We start from the raw sequence: 14510 nt of genomic DNA, 5'->3' as shown, positions 1-14510 counted from the left end.
TCCCATTCAACCCACCCCGGCAACCGCTTTCAGGCCATCGAGGCCGTGCCCAGCACCTTGCCGTCCCGGTCGGTGATCAGGATCGCCTCGACCTGGGACATCTGCGCCGAGCTGGCACCGGTCAGTTTCGCCTCGCCGTCGGCGGTGTCCCCCCAGGCCGCGGCCTGCTGGGTGCTGCCGTCCTTCATCCGGACCAGGCAGAGGAACGGCCCGTTGCCGGACATCCGCTCGACGGCCAGCGAGACCTCGACCCCCCACTTCTTCGGGGTCACCCCGGCCGCGCCGGTCAGGCCGCTGCCCGGGGCCGGCTGGAACTGTGCGCTGACCGCGCTGGGCAGGGCGACCGGTGGCCCCTGCACGGTCGGGTCACCGGTGTTGGTCATGATCCCGTAGCCGATGGCGCCGGCCGCGATCAGCGTGATCGAGGCGGCGACCAGCCAGCGGGTCCGGCTGACCCGGGTCTCCTTGTACTTCTCCGCCCGCATCCGGCTGAGCAGGTTCTCGATGTTCTGGGGACTGGGCCGCGCGGTCGGCCCGACCGCCAGGGTGGCCCCGCCGGCCAGGTTCCGGGTGTCCGGCAGGCTCTGCAGCATCTCCGGTACGGGCGCCAGCCGGTCGAGTTCGGCCCGGCACTCCGCGCAGTCGTGCAGGTGTTCGTCGAGTTTCTCGGTGTCGGTCTCATCGAGCCCACCGAGGAGATATCCGCCCAGCAGCCGGTGGAGGGCACCGTGTTCGTCGAGGTCGCTCATCGAAGCATCCCCATCTCCTCAAAGACCGTGCGTAATGCTCGTACCGCGTAGTAGGCCCGGGATTTGACGGTGCCCTCCGGCACCGACAGCTTCCGGGCCGCGTCCGCGACGCTCTGCCCCTCGTAGTACATCGCCTGGATGACCGCCCGGTGTTCCGGCGAGAGCCGTTCGAGGGCCTCCGCCACCAGCCAGCCTTCCACCATTTGATCAACATTGTCAGCCGACGGCACCGAGTTGACCGCGTGTTCATCGGCGACCAGGCGTGGTCTGCGCTGTTCGGCGCGCCAGGCGTTGGTCACCACGTTGCGGGCGATGGTGAGCAGATACGACCTGGTCCGTCCCGGTTCCGGGTCGAGGTGGTCGATGTGCTTCCAGGCCCGCAGGAGCGTCTCCTGAACCAGGTCCTCCGCCTTGTGCCGGTCCGACACGTAGCGGGAGACAAAGTTGATCAAGACGGCATAGTGTTCGGTGTAGAGCGCGGTCATCAGTTGCTCGTCGGGGCTCACCCGTCGCTTCATCGGCGCCAGCTCTCCCCTCGGGTGGATCCCGTCCACAGGGATGTACATCGTGGCATGTGGACCGGTTCAAGGGCCGCCCGGCGAAGTGGAAAACATCGATGCCCGGCACCCTTTCGGGTACCGGGCATCGATCGGGAAAGACGAGATCAGCAGGCCCCGGGGCCGCCGTAGCGGAAGGTGCGGGTGCTCAGTTTGGAGACCGGGTACACGTCCGAGGTACTCCGGACGGCCATGTCCACAGTGGGCCCGTTCAGATAGGTGACGCTGCTGACCCGGGCGGCGGTGGTGTCGTCCGGGGTCCGGCCGTTGCCCATCTGGGTGCACGGCTTGAGACTGGCCGCCGCCACCTCACCGAAGATCTGCACGTTGCCGGACTTGGTGAAGCCGCTGGTGCTCCAGAGCTTGTCCGGGTAGTAGCCGACCCACTCGGTGTCGTACGCGATCCACCAGGCCCCGCTGATGTACTGGATGCCGAACTTCTTGACGGTGTCCTGCGGCAGCGTGTCGCCGGGGCGGATGTTGGCGCTGTACTGCACGAAGCCGCAGCCGTTGTAGCAGGTGGGCTTGCCGTCCACCCAGTGGAAGACGAACAGGTGCGGGTCGTCGTCGCCGTTCACCACCCGGTCCACGTTCCACCCGACCTCGACGACCTGGGTGCCGTCACCGTTCTGCACCGCGATCTCGGCCAGCGAGTGGTAGTCCTCTTTGTCCAGGACCGGCCGGCTGATGGTCATGTTGGCGTAGGCGCCCTCGGTGACCGCCGCCTGAGCACCCACGTTGTAGTGGAAGTGGACGGCCGGCTTGTCGTCGGCCGGGGCCGAGGCGGAGGCGGACGCGGACGGGCCGGTGGACGGCGGCACCGGCGGGACCACTGTGGTCCGCTCGGACCGGCGGAAACTCCGGCCGTTGGTGGCGCCCTTCGGAGCGAAGGCCTCGCCGGCCTCCTCGCCGCTGGTGTCCGGCGCGGCGGCGTCCAGCCCGGCCGCCTTCAGCGAGCGGCTGCTGGCCCCGTCCCGCCCGGTGTCGAGGTCCTCCGGCGCGTCGCCCCACGGGAGCGTGGCCGGCGGCGTCAGGCCGGAGGCCGGGTCGGCGGCCGGCGCCTCGGCCGGTGCCGGGATCTGCTCCGCGCCCGCGTTGAGCGTCGAGGCGACTCCGATGGAGCCGACCACGGCGGCGATGATGCCGGCGGCGAGCAGTCCGCGGCGAGACTTCAGCACAGGTCCGTCCTCGGTGTATCAGGGCCTTGGGCCGAGACATCGGAGGCGGCCCAAGTGGCGGGCCTCCGGCAACCGGTTCACGGCGGCGCTGGTCACCATATAGCTTTCTCGATTGGGCAGGGACCGGCTGAGCAGCGTATTTCGCCGGAACGGCCGATGGGGGTCGGCCGATCCGGTGACACATCGACCGATTTGAGCCACGCTGCGTGCCCGACCGGTCGCTCAGTGAAGTTTTTCGCACCCTCATTCGAAAGAGGCAAAGGTCACCAAGCCTCTTTCGAGTTCGATACCGGATCCCGGATTCCCCACATCCGCCCGGCGATCTTGTGATAAAACCTATCAGGTCTATAGGATAACTATCCTAATCCTGGAGGGGCACCGTGGCCGTCACCGAGGTTCGACTCGACCATCTCGCCATCGCACAGAGGTTCTCGGCACGCGCTGAGGAATGGGCGGTGGCACCACGCTTCAACCCGGTCGAGAGGTGGTACCACCGGCTGCACGTCGCCGCCGACCACGAGGTCTGGCTGCTCACCTGGCTGCCCGGCCAGGCCACCGAGATCCACGACCACGGCGGCTCGGCGGGCGCCTTCTTCGTGCACGGCGGCACCCTCGCCGAGGACACCGTGGCGGTCTCCGGCGGGATCCCCCGCGTCGTCTCCCGCGAGCTCGGCGAGGGCGCCGGCCGCCGGTTCGGCAGCCACCACATCCACCGCATCGAGAACCGCTCGACCCGCCCGGCGGTCAGCGTGCACGTCTACGGCCCGGCGCTGACCCGGATGACCAAGTACCGGCTGACCCCCACCAGGCTCGACATCCTGACCGTGGAGCGCGCCGGCGCCGAGTGGTGACCTACTTCGGGTAGATCACACCCGAGCGGCCGCTGTAGAGGTGCCGGGTGCCGTCCACGGCCCGGCCGGTGTTCGGCGCGTCCAGCCACACGATGTAGGGCGCGCCCGAGGTCAGCCCGGTGATCGTGGTGGTCACCGTGCATCCGGTCCCGGCGGCGACCGGCTTCCAGACCGGTTCCGGCTGCGCGCCGGAGACCAGCTGCTGCGGTACGGCCGTGACCCGGTAGTTCGAGTCGAACTGGGCCGGCCACTCCACCTTCACCGAGCCCTTGCCCACCGTCACCTCGATCGGGATCAGCACCCGCCAGTCGGTCCGCGGCCACAGCTTGGTGCAGCCCGGGTCCGGGGTCGGCGCGGAGATCGAGGTCGACGGCGTCGCGCCCGGCTTACCGAAGGTCACGCTCGGCGAGGGTGTCGCCTTGCCCTGGTCGACCTGGATCCACTGCCTGCCCAGCTTCGCGGTCGACCCCTCGGACGTGTCGCCGCCGCTGCCGTCGCCGCTGCCGCCGCGGGTCAGCGCCGCGCACCCGGCCAGGGCCAGTGCTGTCGCCGCCAGCGTGATCGCGATTCCGGTGCGCCGCATGTACGTCCTCTCGGTCGGTGTCCCCTACCGTTCGGCCGCGGTCGACGGCTCCTTAGGCTTGATCGGCTCGGCGAGATTCCAGCCCCCGGACAGCAGGGCGTCGACCGCTGTGATCGCGGCGCGCAGCCGGTACCCGTACCCACCGGTCAGCTCTGACCAGGGGACACCGCCGGCGGTGAGCCGGGCGCGGAACGTCTCGGTCATCCAGCGCCGCAGGTGTTCGCCGTCACGCAGGCCGTCGTCGGTGAACGGCACCCCGGCACAGTCGGTGAGCAGGTAGAGATCCGGGGCGCGGACCAGCGCGTGCACCTCCGGCGAGGCGCTGCCCAGGTAACGCTCCTCCCAGATCGTGGTGGCGAAGGCGTCGGTGTCCCCGAACAGCACCGGCGAACCGGCCGCGGCGGCGGCGTCCTCGGCCGCGCTCTGCTCCCGGGCCACCGTCACGAAATCGGCCCGGTCCCAGGTGACGTCGAAGATCGTCGCGTCCGGCCGGTCCGTCCGCAGCGCGGCGAGTTTGCGCCCGGTCAGCTCCCGGCCGAACTCCGGCACCCACCGGGTCCCCGCCCACGGGCCGCCCCGCGACCGGAAATGCCGGGCCAGCGCGCGGGCCATGGTGGTGGTACCGGTCGACTCGGCGCCCACCACGATCACCCGCCGGGCCAGCCAGCCACGCGCGCCCGGCCCGATCCGGTGCCAGTGCGCGACCGGATCCACCAGCTCTCCACCAGCTTGCGGGTCTGGCCATAGGTCGCCAGCAGGGACAGCGCCGTGGTGAGCGCGTCGGCCAGCGGCACCGTGGAGCCGGTCAGCCGGTCCAGGAAGAGCCAGAGCCCGCCGGTCAGCAGCACCCCGGCCACGCCCAGGAGGAACCACTCGGCGCGGGTGGTGGCACGCACCACCAGGCGGGTCCGGTCCTGCCCGCCGTAGAGCCAGGCCCACCAGCCGTAGGCGCCCAGGACCACGTAGACGATCTGCAGGCCGGCGTCGGCGTACAGGCCGGCGGTCCAGAAGACCACCATCAGCAGCAGGACGTTGAGGATGCCCAGCGGCCAGTTCAGGATGTGCCGGCGGACCAGCAGGCCGACGGTGAGCAGTCCGGTGACGAAACCCAGCACCTCCGCCCACGAGGTCGGCACTCCGAACGCCGTCACGGCCGGGCTGTTCAGCCAGTGAATCACCAGCACAGCATCGGGCCCGCCGGGCCCGGGGTCTACCCCGCCGGGCGCAGACGGTGGCCGGCCATCTCCAGTTCGCCGTCGTGGACGTGGATCGGGGTCCGCAGCCCGGACTCGTCGTGCAGCACCACCGACTCGCCGTCGATGGCGTAGGTGCCGCGGGCATGACGACGGCGCCCGGCCACCTCACCGGCGAACGTGCCGTCGGTGTGCAGCCGGAGACGCACCGTGCCGTCCGGGCTCCGCCACGCCCCGGTCACCGCGGCGCTGGTCACCACCCGCGGGTGAATCGCACCGGAACCGTAGTCGGTGCCGGCCGTGCCGCCCATCGCGATGGCGAGGAGGGAGGCGGCGTCGAGGACCGTGAAGTCGACGTGCGGGTCACAGGTGGTGGGCATCGTTCTCGGCTTCCGTCGGGGCTGGGGACGCCCTCTCCGGTCGGCACCGACGGTCCGGGTCGCTGGGTTTCCCGAGTTGCGAAACGGAGCGATCCGGGACCCGTACGGGTGCGAATCAGCCGGTGGCCCGCAGCGCCGCGGTGACCGCCGCGGTGAACTTCTCCATGTATTCGTCGGTGATCGGCTGCCGGGCCACGGCCAGCCGCCAGTAGAGCGGGCCGAGGATCATGTCGACGGCGACGTCCGGGTCGGTGCCCTGGGGCAGCTCACCCCGGGTGATCGCCTGACCGATCAGCTTCTCCCCGACGGCCTGCTGGTGGGTCCGCATGGCCCGCTGCAGGGTTTCGGCGATCTGCGGGTTGCGGGCCGCCTCGGCCATCAGGTCCGGGATGATCTGCGAGGCCATCCGGTGCTTGAGGGCCGTGCTGACGATCAGCAGGAGAAGCTGGAGATCGCCGGTGAAACTTCCGGTGTCGGGAAGTGGAACCTTTCGTTCCGCGACATCGGAGACTATCTCCATTACCATCTCTAGCTTGTTGCTCCACCGACGGTAGATCGCGGTCTTGCCGACACCGGCGCGACGGGCGACGGCTTCGATGGACAGCCTGCCGTAACCCACCTCCGCCAGCTCGCTCATGACCGCATTTCGGATCGCCACGGTGATGTCGCCTCGGAGCACCGCCGCTCCGGCTGGTGCGCGCTTGTTTGTCGCCACCCGGCCACTATAGCGCTACGACGTAACGGTTGCGTTCCGCCGTTTGGTCGGCTACCGTCCACCTGACGTCGATACGAACCCGTTCCATCGGCGTCGGCGGGAGCCTGTCATGCTGATTTCCGTGACCTCGCACCAGGCATCGGATTCCGCCGTCCCCAGCGGGCCGACTAGATCGGAGCACGACCCCATGCCAGATACGGCGGTCGCCCCGGCCGACACCGGGCTCCCCCTCAAGGAGCTGGCCCGGCGTAACGGCCTGAGCGCGTCCGGTCGGCTGCCCAGCCTTCCGGAGTACACCCGGCAGCTCTTGTCCTACCGGCACTTCATCCAGGCACACGCCAGCGCCAAGATGACGTCCTCACTGGGCAACACCAAGCTCGGCGCGGTGTGGCAGGTGCTCACCCCGGTCATCAACGCGGCCGTCTACTTCGTGATCTTCGGCCTGGTGCTGAACACACACCGGTCGATGGACAACTTCATCGCGTACCTCTGCATCGGTGTCTTCGTCTTCCAGTTCACCCAGTCGGTGGTCCAGACCGGGACGAACGCGATCACCGGCAACCTGGGCATGATCCGGGCGCTGCACTTCCCCCGGGCCAGCCTGCCGCTCTCCGCGGCGCTGGTGGAGATCAGGAACTTCCTGGTCGCGGCGGTGGTCCTGATGGTGATCGTGCTGGCCACCGGCGAGCCGATCACCGTCAAGTGGCTGCTGCTCCTGCCGGTGATCCTGCTCCAGTCGTTCTTCAACGTCGGGTTGGGCATGTTCATGGCCCGCTACGGCTCGAAGGTCCGCGACGTCAAGCAGCTGATCCCGTTCATCATGCGGTTCTGGCTGTACGGGTCGGCCGTGCTCTACCCGGTCACCATGTTCCAGAACGTGCTGAGCGGCTGGCAGCTCCAGGTGGTCGAGGCGAACCCGCTGCTCATCTTCATCGAGCTGGCCCGCCACGCGCTGCTGGAGAACGTCGAGCTGGCCAATCCCCCCACCGTGCTGTGGATCCAGGCGGCCATCTGGAGCCTGATCGTCGGCCTCGGTGGTTACGTGTACTTCTGGCGTGGAGAGAAGGGCTACGGCCGTGGCTGACAGCGAGCGCACCCCCACCGTCATCGCGGACAACGCCCACATCATCTACCGCGTCCAGCAGGGCGCCGCCCCGAACTCCAGCCCGCTGGCCAGTTTCAAGCGGCTGGTGACCGGAGCGAAGGCCGGCAACATCCGCGAGGTGCACGCGGTCAAGGGTGTGAGCTTCATCGCCTACAAGGGCGAGGCGATCGGCCTGATCGGCACCAACGGCTCCGGCAAGTCGACGCTGCTGCGCGCGGTGGCCGGGCTGCTGCCGGTCTCCAAGGGCGCGATCTACGCGTCCGGCCAGCCGTCGCTGCTCGGTGTCAACGCGGCCCTGATGAACGAGCTGCCCGGCGACCGCAACGTGGAGCTGGGCTGCCTGGCGATGGGCATGTCGCCGGCCGAGGTGGCGGCGAAGAAGCAGGAGATCATCGACTTCTCCGGCATCAACGACAAGGGCGACTTCTCGTCGCTGCCGATGCGGACCTACTCCTCCGGCATGGGCGCCCGGCTGCGGTTCTCCATCGCCGCCGCGAAGCAGCACGACGTGCTGCTGATCGACGAGGCGCTGGCCACCGGCGACGCCAAATTCCGCAAGCGCAGCGAGCAGCGGGTCCGTGAGCTGCGCGGCCAGGCGGGCACGGTGTTCCTGGTCAGCCACAGCGAACAGTCGATCCGGGACACCTGCGACAGGTGCATCTGGCTGGAGGCCGGCACGATCCGCGCCGACGGCCCGACCGCCGACGTGATGAAAGAGTACGAGGCCTACACCCGCAGGTGATAGGCCTCGTAGCCGCCGGCGCGTGCGGTCAGCCGTCGATCGACAGATGCACGTGGTTGGTGTGGTCGCTGGACGGGTCGCCGCCCGCCCCGCTGTAGGCCCGCCAGCCACTGCTCGGTAGCCAGATCCGGCGGTACCAGATCACGTAGAGCACATCGAGCTTGCCGGCGTTGTTGATGAAGTAGTTCGCCAGGTTGTCGCCATAGCGCTTGTCCGCACCGGTGGCGTCGCCGCCGAAGGTGCCCTTCTCGGAGGAGAAGTCACAGGCCCGGCCCTTGGGGTGCTCACCGCTGTTCTGGGTGCGCCAGCACTTGGTGAATCGGGTGAACCCGGCGGACTTGGCCTGCTTCAGCGCGTGCAGGGTGCGCGGGGTGAGGCAGCCGCCGGTGCCGGTCGGGTCGGTCTCGGTGCAACCCGACCCGAGATTGCCGGGAGCCGGCTGGGCGGAGGCACTGCCACCGCCGTCGGAGGAACTGCCCGCCGCGGCGCCCTGGTTCGCCTTCTTCAGCGCGGCCTCGGCGTTCTGCTTCTGCTTCGCCATCACGGTGACCTGCTTGCTCTGGTCCTTGATGGTGACGTCGAGAGCCGTCTTGGCCTTCTGCTGGGTGTCCAGGGTGGTCTTGATGTCCTGGATCGCCCGGTTCTGGTCGGTCGCCACCAGCGCCAGGGTCTCGGCCCGCCCGAGGAAGCCCTCGGCCGAGTCGGAGCCGAGCAGGGTGGCCATCGGCCCGGCGCGGCCGGCCGTGTAGGCCTGGGTCGCCAGCAGGTCGAGGGTCTTCTGCTTGGGGCCCACCTCGGCGTCCAGCCGCTTGATCTCGGCGGCCAGCTTGACCTGCTGCTCCTTGGAGGCCTTGAGCTTCTTCTGGGCCTTGACGTAGCCGCTGGAGGCCTTCTCGAGCTGCTCGATGAGGGACTTGGAGCCGCCCTCGCCGTCGTCTCCGGAGTCGCCGGGGGCGGTGAGGATGGGGGCCGCGGAGGCCGCCGTGGGGGCGTAGGCCAGTCCGCACGCGGCGACGAGCAGCGCCATCAATGCCGCTAATCGCCGCGCAGTGTTCTGCTGCACAGGCATTTCCTTCCGTCGGCCGCCGACCGGGTTAGCTGACGGGTTCGGGACGAAGGAAATCCCTACCGCTGTGCGCGGATTCACCCCGGAGAACAAATGGATCCCCGGCTCGTCATTGATGACGATTAGGCGGCGGTTCCCGCGCGGGAACCGCCACGACCATACCCACTCGATCCAAGTATCGACAGTTCTGGTACGCGTTGCATTTGCCCCGATACACGCCGTGACAGCAATTACGGATAGTCAGTGGACAGTAACGGCATTGGCCCTCACCGGGGCCTGATCCATGGCGATATCTCGGGTAAACTGGCCGCCGGTCCTGCCAGGACGGCACCGCCCCCGAGTTGCCGGCAGGCCACCGCCCAATCGTCGCGAGACGAACCGGGGAACCAGGTCACTGGGGTGTATCCGCAGTTGCGGTAGGGATTGCTTCCGTCCCGAACCCGTCAGCTAACTCGGTCGGCGGAGTCACGGAAGGAACTGTTGATGACAGCAAGTCCCCGCCGGTGGCTGATACTTGCCCTGGCACCGCTGGTGACCGCCGCGATGCTCCTGGCACCGGCCTCGCCCGCGTCCGCGGAACCCGGTGACGAGAACCCGGCGCCGTCTTCGGAGACGAAGTCGGACGGGCTCATGTCGAGCCTGATGGAGTCGACCAACCGGCGTTTCGTCTCCGCGAAGGCGGCCGTGGCCGCCTCCACCAAGAACCAGAAGAAGCTGGCCGGCGAGATCAAGGCGGCCGAGTCCCGCCGGGACGTGCTGATCCCCGAGGTCAACTCGATCGCCCGTCAGCAGTACCTGACCGGCAACCTGAGCACCGTCACCTTCCTGCTGGACAGCAGCTCCTCGGACGACTTCCTGAGCAAGGCGGTCTCGCTCGAGGAGATCAACACGCTGCACGACAAGAAGCTGAGCGAGCTCAACGCGGTGATCGAAGAGGTCACCAGCAAGAAGGCGGCTCTCGACGCCGAACTCAAGAACGAGAAGCAGCAGCTCGACGTCCTGGCGAAGCAGAAGGAATCGGCCGAGAAGCAGCTCGACCTGGTCGGCGCCAGCACCGGCATCAACCAGACCGTCAACCAGGGCCTGGTGGACGCCAAGTCGGACAAGGCGAAGGCCGCGCCGCGCAACTCCAGCGGGGGCTTCTCCGCCGAGGGATGCACCGAGAAGGACCCCACCACCAGCGGTTGCATCACCAAGCGCACGCTGAACATGTACAAAGAGACCAAGAAGGCCGGCTTCGACATGTTCGTCGGGTGCTTCCGCACCGGCGGGCCGTTCGAGCACCCCAAGGGCCGGGCCTGTGACTGGTCGTTGCAGAAGAGCGGATTCTCCTCGGCGGACAGCACCAAGGAGATGAAGTACGGCAACAACCTCACCGCGTTCCTGGTACGGAACGCCGACGCACTCGGGATCTACTACGTGATCTGGTACAAGCAGATCTGGTTCCCGGCGTCGGGCTGGAAGGCGTACCACGGTGTCAGTGATCACACCGACCACGTACACGTCTCCATGCTGTAACGACACGTAGAAAAGCGCCCCCGCCCTCTTCCACGAGAGCGGGGGCGTTTTCCTTGTGGTCGGTCAGTGCACCGCGCGGCGGACCGGGGCCCGGCCGTGCGGCTGGACCGGCGCCGGGCCGGCCGGCACCGCGGCGGGGATCGGCATGGTCACCGGGCGGACCTGGGTGACCTCGATCTCCTTACCGTGGTGCAGCAGGGTCAGCCGGGCCTGCCCGCCACCGTTGCGCAGCGAGTAGGTCACCTCGTCCGCAGTGACGCTCACCCGCAGCCGCAGCTCCCGCCAGAGCAGCGAGAACTCCAGGTTGTTGATCCGGCTGGGCAGCCGCGGCGCGAAGCTGAGCTGGCCGTTGAAGTCCCGCATGCCGCCCAGCCCGGCGACCAGCGAGATCCAGGTGCCGGCCAGCGACGCCACGTGCACGCCGTCCCGCGCGTTCTGGTGCAGGTCGTGCAGGTCCATCAGGGCGGCCTCGCCCAGATAGTCGTGGGCCAGCTCCAGGTGCCCGGTCTCGGCCGCCAGGACGGCCTGGATGCAGGCGGACAGCGACGAGTCCCGGACGGTCCGGGCGTCGTAGTAGGCGAAGTTGCGCACCTTCTCCTCCGGCGTGAACGCGTCACCCCGGATGTACATCGCCATCACGATGTCGGCCTGCTTGATGACCTGCTTGCGGTACAGGTCGAAGTACGGGTAGTTGAGCAGCAGCGGGTACCCCTCCGGCGGGGTGTTCTCGAAGTCCCACTCCTGCAGCCGGGTGAAGCCCTCGCACTGCTGGTGCACACCCAGTTCCTTGTCGTACGGCAGGTGCACGGCAGCCGCCGCGTCCCGCCACGACGCCGTCTCCTCGTCGTCCACACCCAGCTTGCGGGCCAGGTCCGGATGCCGCTTGCAGGCCTCGACCGCGGTCATCAGGTTCTGCTGCGCCATCAGGTTGGTGTAGATGTTGTCGTTCACGATGGCGGTGTACTCGTCCGGACCGGTGACACCGTCGATGTGGAAGCGCCCGTGCCGGTCGTGGTGCCCCAGCGAACGCCACAGCCGCGCGGTCTCCACCAGCAGCTCCAGGCCGACCTCACGCTCGAAGTCGTAGTCGCCGGTGGCCTGCACGTACCGGCGGACCGCGTCGGCGATGTCGGCGGCGATGTGGAAGCCCGCGGTGCCGGCCGGCCAGTACCCGGAGCACTCCTGACCGCGGATGGTCCGCCACGGGAACGCCGCGCCCTGCAGACCGAGCGTCTGCGCCCGCTCCCGGGCCAGGTCCAGGGTCGAGTGCCGCCAGCGCAGCACGTCGGCCGCCGCGGACGGCTGGGTGTAGGTCAGGGCGGGCAGCACGAAGGTCTCGGCGTCCCAGAAGGTGTGGCCGTCGTACCCCGGTCCGGTCAGGCCCTTGGAGCCGATCGGGCGCTGCTCGGCCCGGGCGCCGGCCTGCAACGTGTGGAAGAGGCCGAAGCGGACCGCCTGCTGGACCTCCGGGTCACCCTCGACCTTGACGTCGGAGTGGTCCCAGAACGCGTCCAGGTAGTCCTCCTGCTGCTGGACCAGGCCGTCCCAGCCGTCCAGCCGGGCGCTGGCCAGAGCCGCGCCGACCTGGTCGCGCAGGGCCGGCAGCGAGCGCATGCTGGACCAGCCGTAGGCGGCCAGCTTGACCACCCGCAGCGTCTGGCCGGGCTCCAGCCGGCAGGCCACCGTGGTGCGCAGCCAGTCCGGGTGGCCCTCGGTGGTGATGGCGTGCCGGCCCGGCGTCTCCACCAGGTGCTCCATCGCCGCGGCCATCCGCAGATCGCTGGCCTTGGTCTTGTGCACCAGGATGCCGCCGGTGCGCTGCTCCAGCATCTCCTCGGCCTGCAGCGGCCGGTCCAGCACCGCGGCCACCCGCGGGTCCTTGCTCATCGGCGGCAGCTGCTCGTTGGCCACCAGCTCGGACTGCAGGATCAGCCGGGCCGCGGTGTCCAGCGGCTCCACCTCGTAGAGGAAGGCCACCACGGCGCGCTGGGTGAAGGAGACCAGGCGGATGGTGCGCACCCGCACGCCCTGCCCGGACGGCGACACCCACTCGACGACCCGTTCCAGGACGCCCTTGCGCAGGTCCAGGCAGCGCTCGTGGGAGCGCAGCTCGCCGTACCGGACGTCGAACGGCTCGTCGTTCACCAGCAGGCGCATGAGCTTGGCGTTCGTGACGTTCACCATGGTCTGGCCGGACTCCGGGAACCCGTACCCGCCCTCGGCGTGCGGCAGCGGCCGCAGCTCGTAGAACGAGTTCAGGTAGCTCCCGGGCAGGCCGTGCGGCTCGCCCTCGTCCAGGTTTCCGCGTATCCCGATGTGCCCGTTCGAGAGAGCGAACACCGATTCGGACTGGGCCAGCAGGTCCAGGTCGAGCCGGGTCTCCCGGATGTGCCATGGGTCGACGGGATAAGCCCGTTCACGGATCACGGTCGTGCCTCTCGTAACTGATCAGGAGGTCTTTACAGATGGAAGACGGATCTACGGCTGGAGGAGTTCGGACAGGTCGGTGACGACCACGTCGGCACCGTGTTCGCGCAGCGCGTCGGCCTGGCCCACCCGGTCCACCCCGATCACGATGCCGAACCCGCCCGCGCGCCCGGCGGCCACACCGGCCTGTGCGTCCTCGAACACGGCGCAGTTCGCCGGATCGATGCCGAGCAGTTTCGCACCCAGCAGGAAGGTGTCCGGAGCCGGCTTGCCGGGCAGGCCCCGCTCCCGCGCGACGACCCCGTCCACCCGGGCTTCCAGGAGGTCGGCGATGCCCGCCGCCTCCAGGACGTCCTTGCAGTTGGCGCTCGCCGACACGACAGCCCGGCGCAGACCGGCCGCCTTGACCGCCTTCAGGTACTCGACGGATCCGGGATAGACCTCGACGGCGCCCTCTTTGATCTTCTGCAGCACCAGGATGTTCTTCCGGTTGCCCACCCCGTTGACGGTCTCCCGGTCGGGAGCGTCGTCGGGCTCGCCCTCGGGCAGGATGATGCCGCGGGAGGCGAGGAAGGTCCGCACGCCGTCGGCGCGCTGCCGGCCGTCGACATATCGGTGATAGTCGGCTCCGGAATCGAATGGCACGAATTCCTGATCATGCCGTTCGGCCCATGATTCCAGGAATGAATCGAACGTCTGTTTCCATGCGGCACCGTGGACGAGCGCGGTCTGTGTCAGCACGCCGTCGAGATCGAAGAGGCAAGCGGTCACCTGTGAAGGAAGTCCGAGCACGCGCCCAATGTAGCCGGAGACGTTCAGCGGCGAGACCTGAAGGGCACCTTCACATTTCCAGGACGTTTCACAACACGTTCAACCAGGTGTTTCACTAAGAAGCGCGAACCGCGTCCATGCCGATCCGCAGTCCGATCGAGGTCCCGATCGGGCCGGTGGCCGTGGTGACCTCGTCGCACAACTGGTGCGCCAGCCACAGACCGCGTCCCCCGACCTCGAACGCCTCGGGCGTGTGCGGGCCGTCCAGATAGGCGCCCGGGATGCCCGGGCCGGAATCGGTGACCACGCACCACACCGAACCGCCCTCGATCTTGAGAACGATCCGGCCCTCACCACCCGCGTGCAGCACCACGTTGGTGATCACCTCGTTGACGGCCAGCACGAAGCCGTCCAGGCGATCCCCGCCGAGACCCGCGGCCACCATCACCCGGGTCGACTCGTGCCGCAGGACGGTGATGTCGTCCGGGCCGAACGCGCGGTCCAGCAACACCGGCCACACCCGTGGCGGGGCGGCATCGATCCTCGGCTCCCCGTCGAGAGCCGAGCGCACGCTTCGGCCGGTCCTGTCCTCCACCGTGGTGCAGCCTACGCGCTGTGGCCGTTCGGTGGCAGCAGGCGTACTGGAACGCGCCCGGAAGTGGCGTGACTCGTTCA

16 protein-coding genes and 2 riboswitches are annotated in these 14510 nt (G+C 68.8%); of the genes, 4 read left to right on the top strand and 12 right to left on the bottom strand.

The features are described from left to right. Window positions 1-29: 29 nt before the first annotated feature. From ACQ0O7_RS08160 to ACQ0O7_RS08150, 3 genes are all read right to left on the bottom strand, one after another. The gene (locus tag ACQ0O7_RS08160) at window positions 30-749 is read right to left on the bottom strand and encodes a zf-HC2 domain-containing protein (protein ID WP_430781166.1); all 720 of its coding nucleotides are present in this window, start codon (window positions 747-749) and stop codon (window positions 30-32) included. Beyond that, window positions 746-1267: a sigma-70 family RNA polymerase sigma factor gene (locus tag ACQ0O7_RS08155; RefSeq protein WP_430781165.1), complete on the bottom strand. Its 522-nt coding sequence runs from the start codon at window positions 1265-1267 to the stop codon at window positions 746-748. Before ACQ0O7_RS08155 ends, ACQ0O7_RS08160 begins: the two co-directional genes overlap by 4 nt. A 146-nt stretch (window positions 1268-1413) precedes the next feature. Beyond that, window positions 1414-2484, bottom strand: a complete 1071-nt coding sequence (locus tag ACQ0O7_RS08150) for a neprosin family prolyl endopeptidase (RefSeq protein ID WP_430781164.1) — start codon at window positions 2482-2484, stop codon at window positions 1414-1416. A gap of 380 nt (window positions 2485-2864) precedes the next feature. Between ACQ0O7_RS08150 and ACQ0O7_RS08145 the strand changes: the two genes are divergently transcribed. Then, the gene (locus tag ACQ0O7_RS08145; protein ID WP_430781163.1) at window positions 2865-3335 is read left to right on the top strand and encodes a cysteine dioxygenase; all 471 of its coding nucleotides are present in this window, start codon (window positions 2865-2867) and stop codon (window positions 3333-3335) included. Between the two features lies 1 nt (window position 3336). Here ACQ0O7_RS08145 and ACQ0O7_RS08140 read toward each other — a convergent pair whose 3' ends face one another. The 5 genes from ACQ0O7_RS08140 to ACQ0O7_RS08120 form a co-directional block, all read right to left on the bottom strand. After that, window positions 3337-3918 (bottom strand): hypothetical protein, encoded by a 582-nt coding sequence (locus ACQ0O7_RS08140; RefSeq protein ID WP_430781162.1) that lies wholly within the window; start codon window positions 3916-3918, stop codon window positions 3337-3339. Between the two features lie 24 nt (window positions 3919-3942). Further along, window positions 3943-4632, bottom strand: coding sequence for an AAA family ATPase (locus tag ACQ0O7_RS08135; RefSeq protein ID WP_430781160.1), 690 nt, complete (start codon window positions 4630-4632; stop codon window positions 3943-3945). Beyond that, window positions 4566-5096, bottom strand: a complete 531-nt coding sequence (pnuC, locus tag ACQ0O7_RS08130) for a nicotinamide riboside transporter PnuC (protein WP_430781159.1) — start codon at window positions 5094-5096, stop codon at window positions 4566-4568. The genes ACQ0O7_RS08135 and pnuC overlap by 67 nt, the downstream gene beginning before the upstream one ends. A 32-nt stretch (window positions 5097-5128) precedes the next feature. Beyond that, window positions 5129-5491 (bottom strand): Atu4866 domain-containing protein, encoded by a 363-nt coding sequence (locus ACQ0O7_RS08125; protein ID WP_430781158.1) that lies wholly within the window; start codon window positions 5489-5491, stop codon window positions 5129-5131. A 115-nt stretch (window positions 5492-5606) separates the two neighbouring features. Next, window positions 5607-6170 carry a TetR/AcrR family transcriptional regulator gene (locus ACQ0O7_RS08120; protein WP_430781226.1) on the bottom strand — a complete coding sequence of 188 codons (564 nt, stop codon included), beginning with the start codon at window positions 6168-6170 and terminating at the stop codon, window positions 5607-5609. A 223-nt stretch (window positions 6171-6393) separates the two neighbouring features. Here ACQ0O7_RS08120 and ACQ0O7_RS08115 point away from each other — a divergent pair, with 223 nt between their 5' ends. Continuing rightward, on the top strand, window positions 6394-7290 hold the full coding sequence (locus ACQ0O7_RS08115) for an ABC transporter permease (RefSeq protein ID WP_430781157.1): 897 nt from the start codon (window positions 6394-6396) through the stop codon (window positions 7288-7290). Further along, window positions 7283-8053, top strand: a complete 771-nt coding sequence (locus ACQ0O7_RS08110) for an ABC transporter ATP-binding protein (RefSeq protein ID WP_430781156.1) — start codon at window positions 7283-7285, stop codon at window positions 8051-8053. The genes ACQ0O7_RS08115 and ACQ0O7_RS08110 overlap by 8 nt, the downstream gene beginning before the upstream one ends. A gap of 28 nt (window positions 8054-8081) precedes the next feature. On the opposite strand, the gene ACQ0O7_RS08105 is transcribed toward ACQ0O7_RS08110, so the two are convergent. Continuing rightward, window positions 8082-9122, bottom strand: coding sequence for a coiled-coil domain-containing protein (locus ACQ0O7_RS08105; protein WP_430781155.1), 1041 nt, complete (start codon window positions 9120-9122; stop codon window positions 8082-8084). Then, window positions 9121-9258: riboswitch (cyclic di-AMP (ydaO/yuaA leader) on the bottom strand. It overlaps the preceding gene by 2 nt. Before the next feature lie 207 nt (window positions 9259-9465). Next, window positions 9466-9598: riboswitch (cyclic di-AMP (ydaO/yuaA leader) on the top strand. A 4-nt stretch (window positions 9599-9602) separates the two neighbouring features. Here ACQ0O7_RS08105 and ACQ0O7_RS08100 point away from each other — a divergent pair. Beyond that, window positions 9603-10637 (top strand): coiled-coil domain-containing protein, encoded by a 1035-nt coding sequence (locus ACQ0O7_RS08100; protein WP_430781154.1) that lies wholly within the window; start codon window positions 9603-9605, stop codon window positions 10635-10637. 63 nt (window positions 10638-10700) lie between these two features. On the opposite strand, the gene ACQ0O7_RS08095 is transcribed toward ACQ0O7_RS08100, so the two are convergent. From ACQ0O7_RS08095 to ACQ0O7_RS08085, 3 genes are all read right to left on the bottom strand, one after another. Beyond that, window positions 10701-13064 (bottom strand): glycoside hydrolase family 65 protein, encoded by a 2364-nt coding sequence (locus ACQ0O7_RS08095; protein WP_430781153.1) that lies wholly within the window; start codon window positions 13062-13064, stop codon window positions 10701-10703. A gap of 51 nt (window positions 13065-13115) precedes the next feature. Beyond that, on the bottom strand, window positions 13116-13856 hold the full coding sequence (locus tag ACQ0O7_RS08090) for a beta-phosphoglucomutase family hydrolase (RefSeq protein ID WP_430781152.1): 741 nt from the start codon (window positions 13854-13856) through the stop codon (window positions 13116-13118). Between the two features lie 94 nt (window positions 13857-13950). After that, window positions 13951-14430: an ATP-binding protein gene (locus ACQ0O7_RS08085; protein ID WP_430781151.1), complete on the bottom strand. Its 480-nt coding sequence runs from the start codon at window positions 14428-14430 to the stop codon at window positions 13951-13953. Window positions 14431-14510 lie beyond the last annotated feature (80 nt).

This window comes from Actinoplanes sp. G11-F43 (assembly GCF_050589265.1).
GTDB lineage: Bacteria > Actinomycetota > Actinomycetes > Mycobacteriales > Micromonosporaceae > Actinoplanes.
The sequence above is the reverse complement of the archived record's forward strand: the minus strand, read 5'-3'. Positions and strand labels throughout refer to the sequence as shown.

Excerpts from the sequence above, each read along its gene's own strand:
- ACQ0O7_RS08125 (WP_430781158.1), bottom strand. The coding sequence starts at position 5,491 with ATGCCCACCACCTGTGACCCGCACGTCGACTTCACGGTCCTCGACGCC.
- ACQ0O7_RS08105 (WP_430781155.1), bottom strand. The coding sequence starts at position 9,122 with ATGCCTGTGCAGCAGAACACTGCGCGGCGATTAGCGGCATTGATGGCG.
- ACQ0O7_RS08115 (WP_430781157.1), top strand. The coding sequence starts at position 6,394 with ATGCCAGATACGGCGGTCGCCCCGGCCGACACCGGGCTCCCCCTCAAG.
- ACQ0O7_RS08155 (WP_430781165.1), bottom strand. The coding sequence starts at position 1,267 with ATGAAGCGACGGGTGAGCCCCGACGAGCAACTGATGACCGCGCTCTAC.
- ACQ0O7_RS08100 (WP_430781154.1), top strand. The coding sequence starts at position 9,603 with ATGACAGCAAGTCCCCGCCGGTGGCTGATACTTGCCCTGGCACCGCTG.
- ACQ0O7_RS08160 (WP_430781166.1), bottom strand. The coding sequence starts at position 749 with ATGAGCGACCTCGACGAACACGGTGCCCTCCACCGGCTGCTGGGCGGA.
- ACQ0O7_RS08140 (WP_430781162.1), bottom strand. The coding sequence starts at position 3,918 with ATGCGGCGCACCGGAATCGCGATCACGCTGGCGGCGACAGCACTGGCC.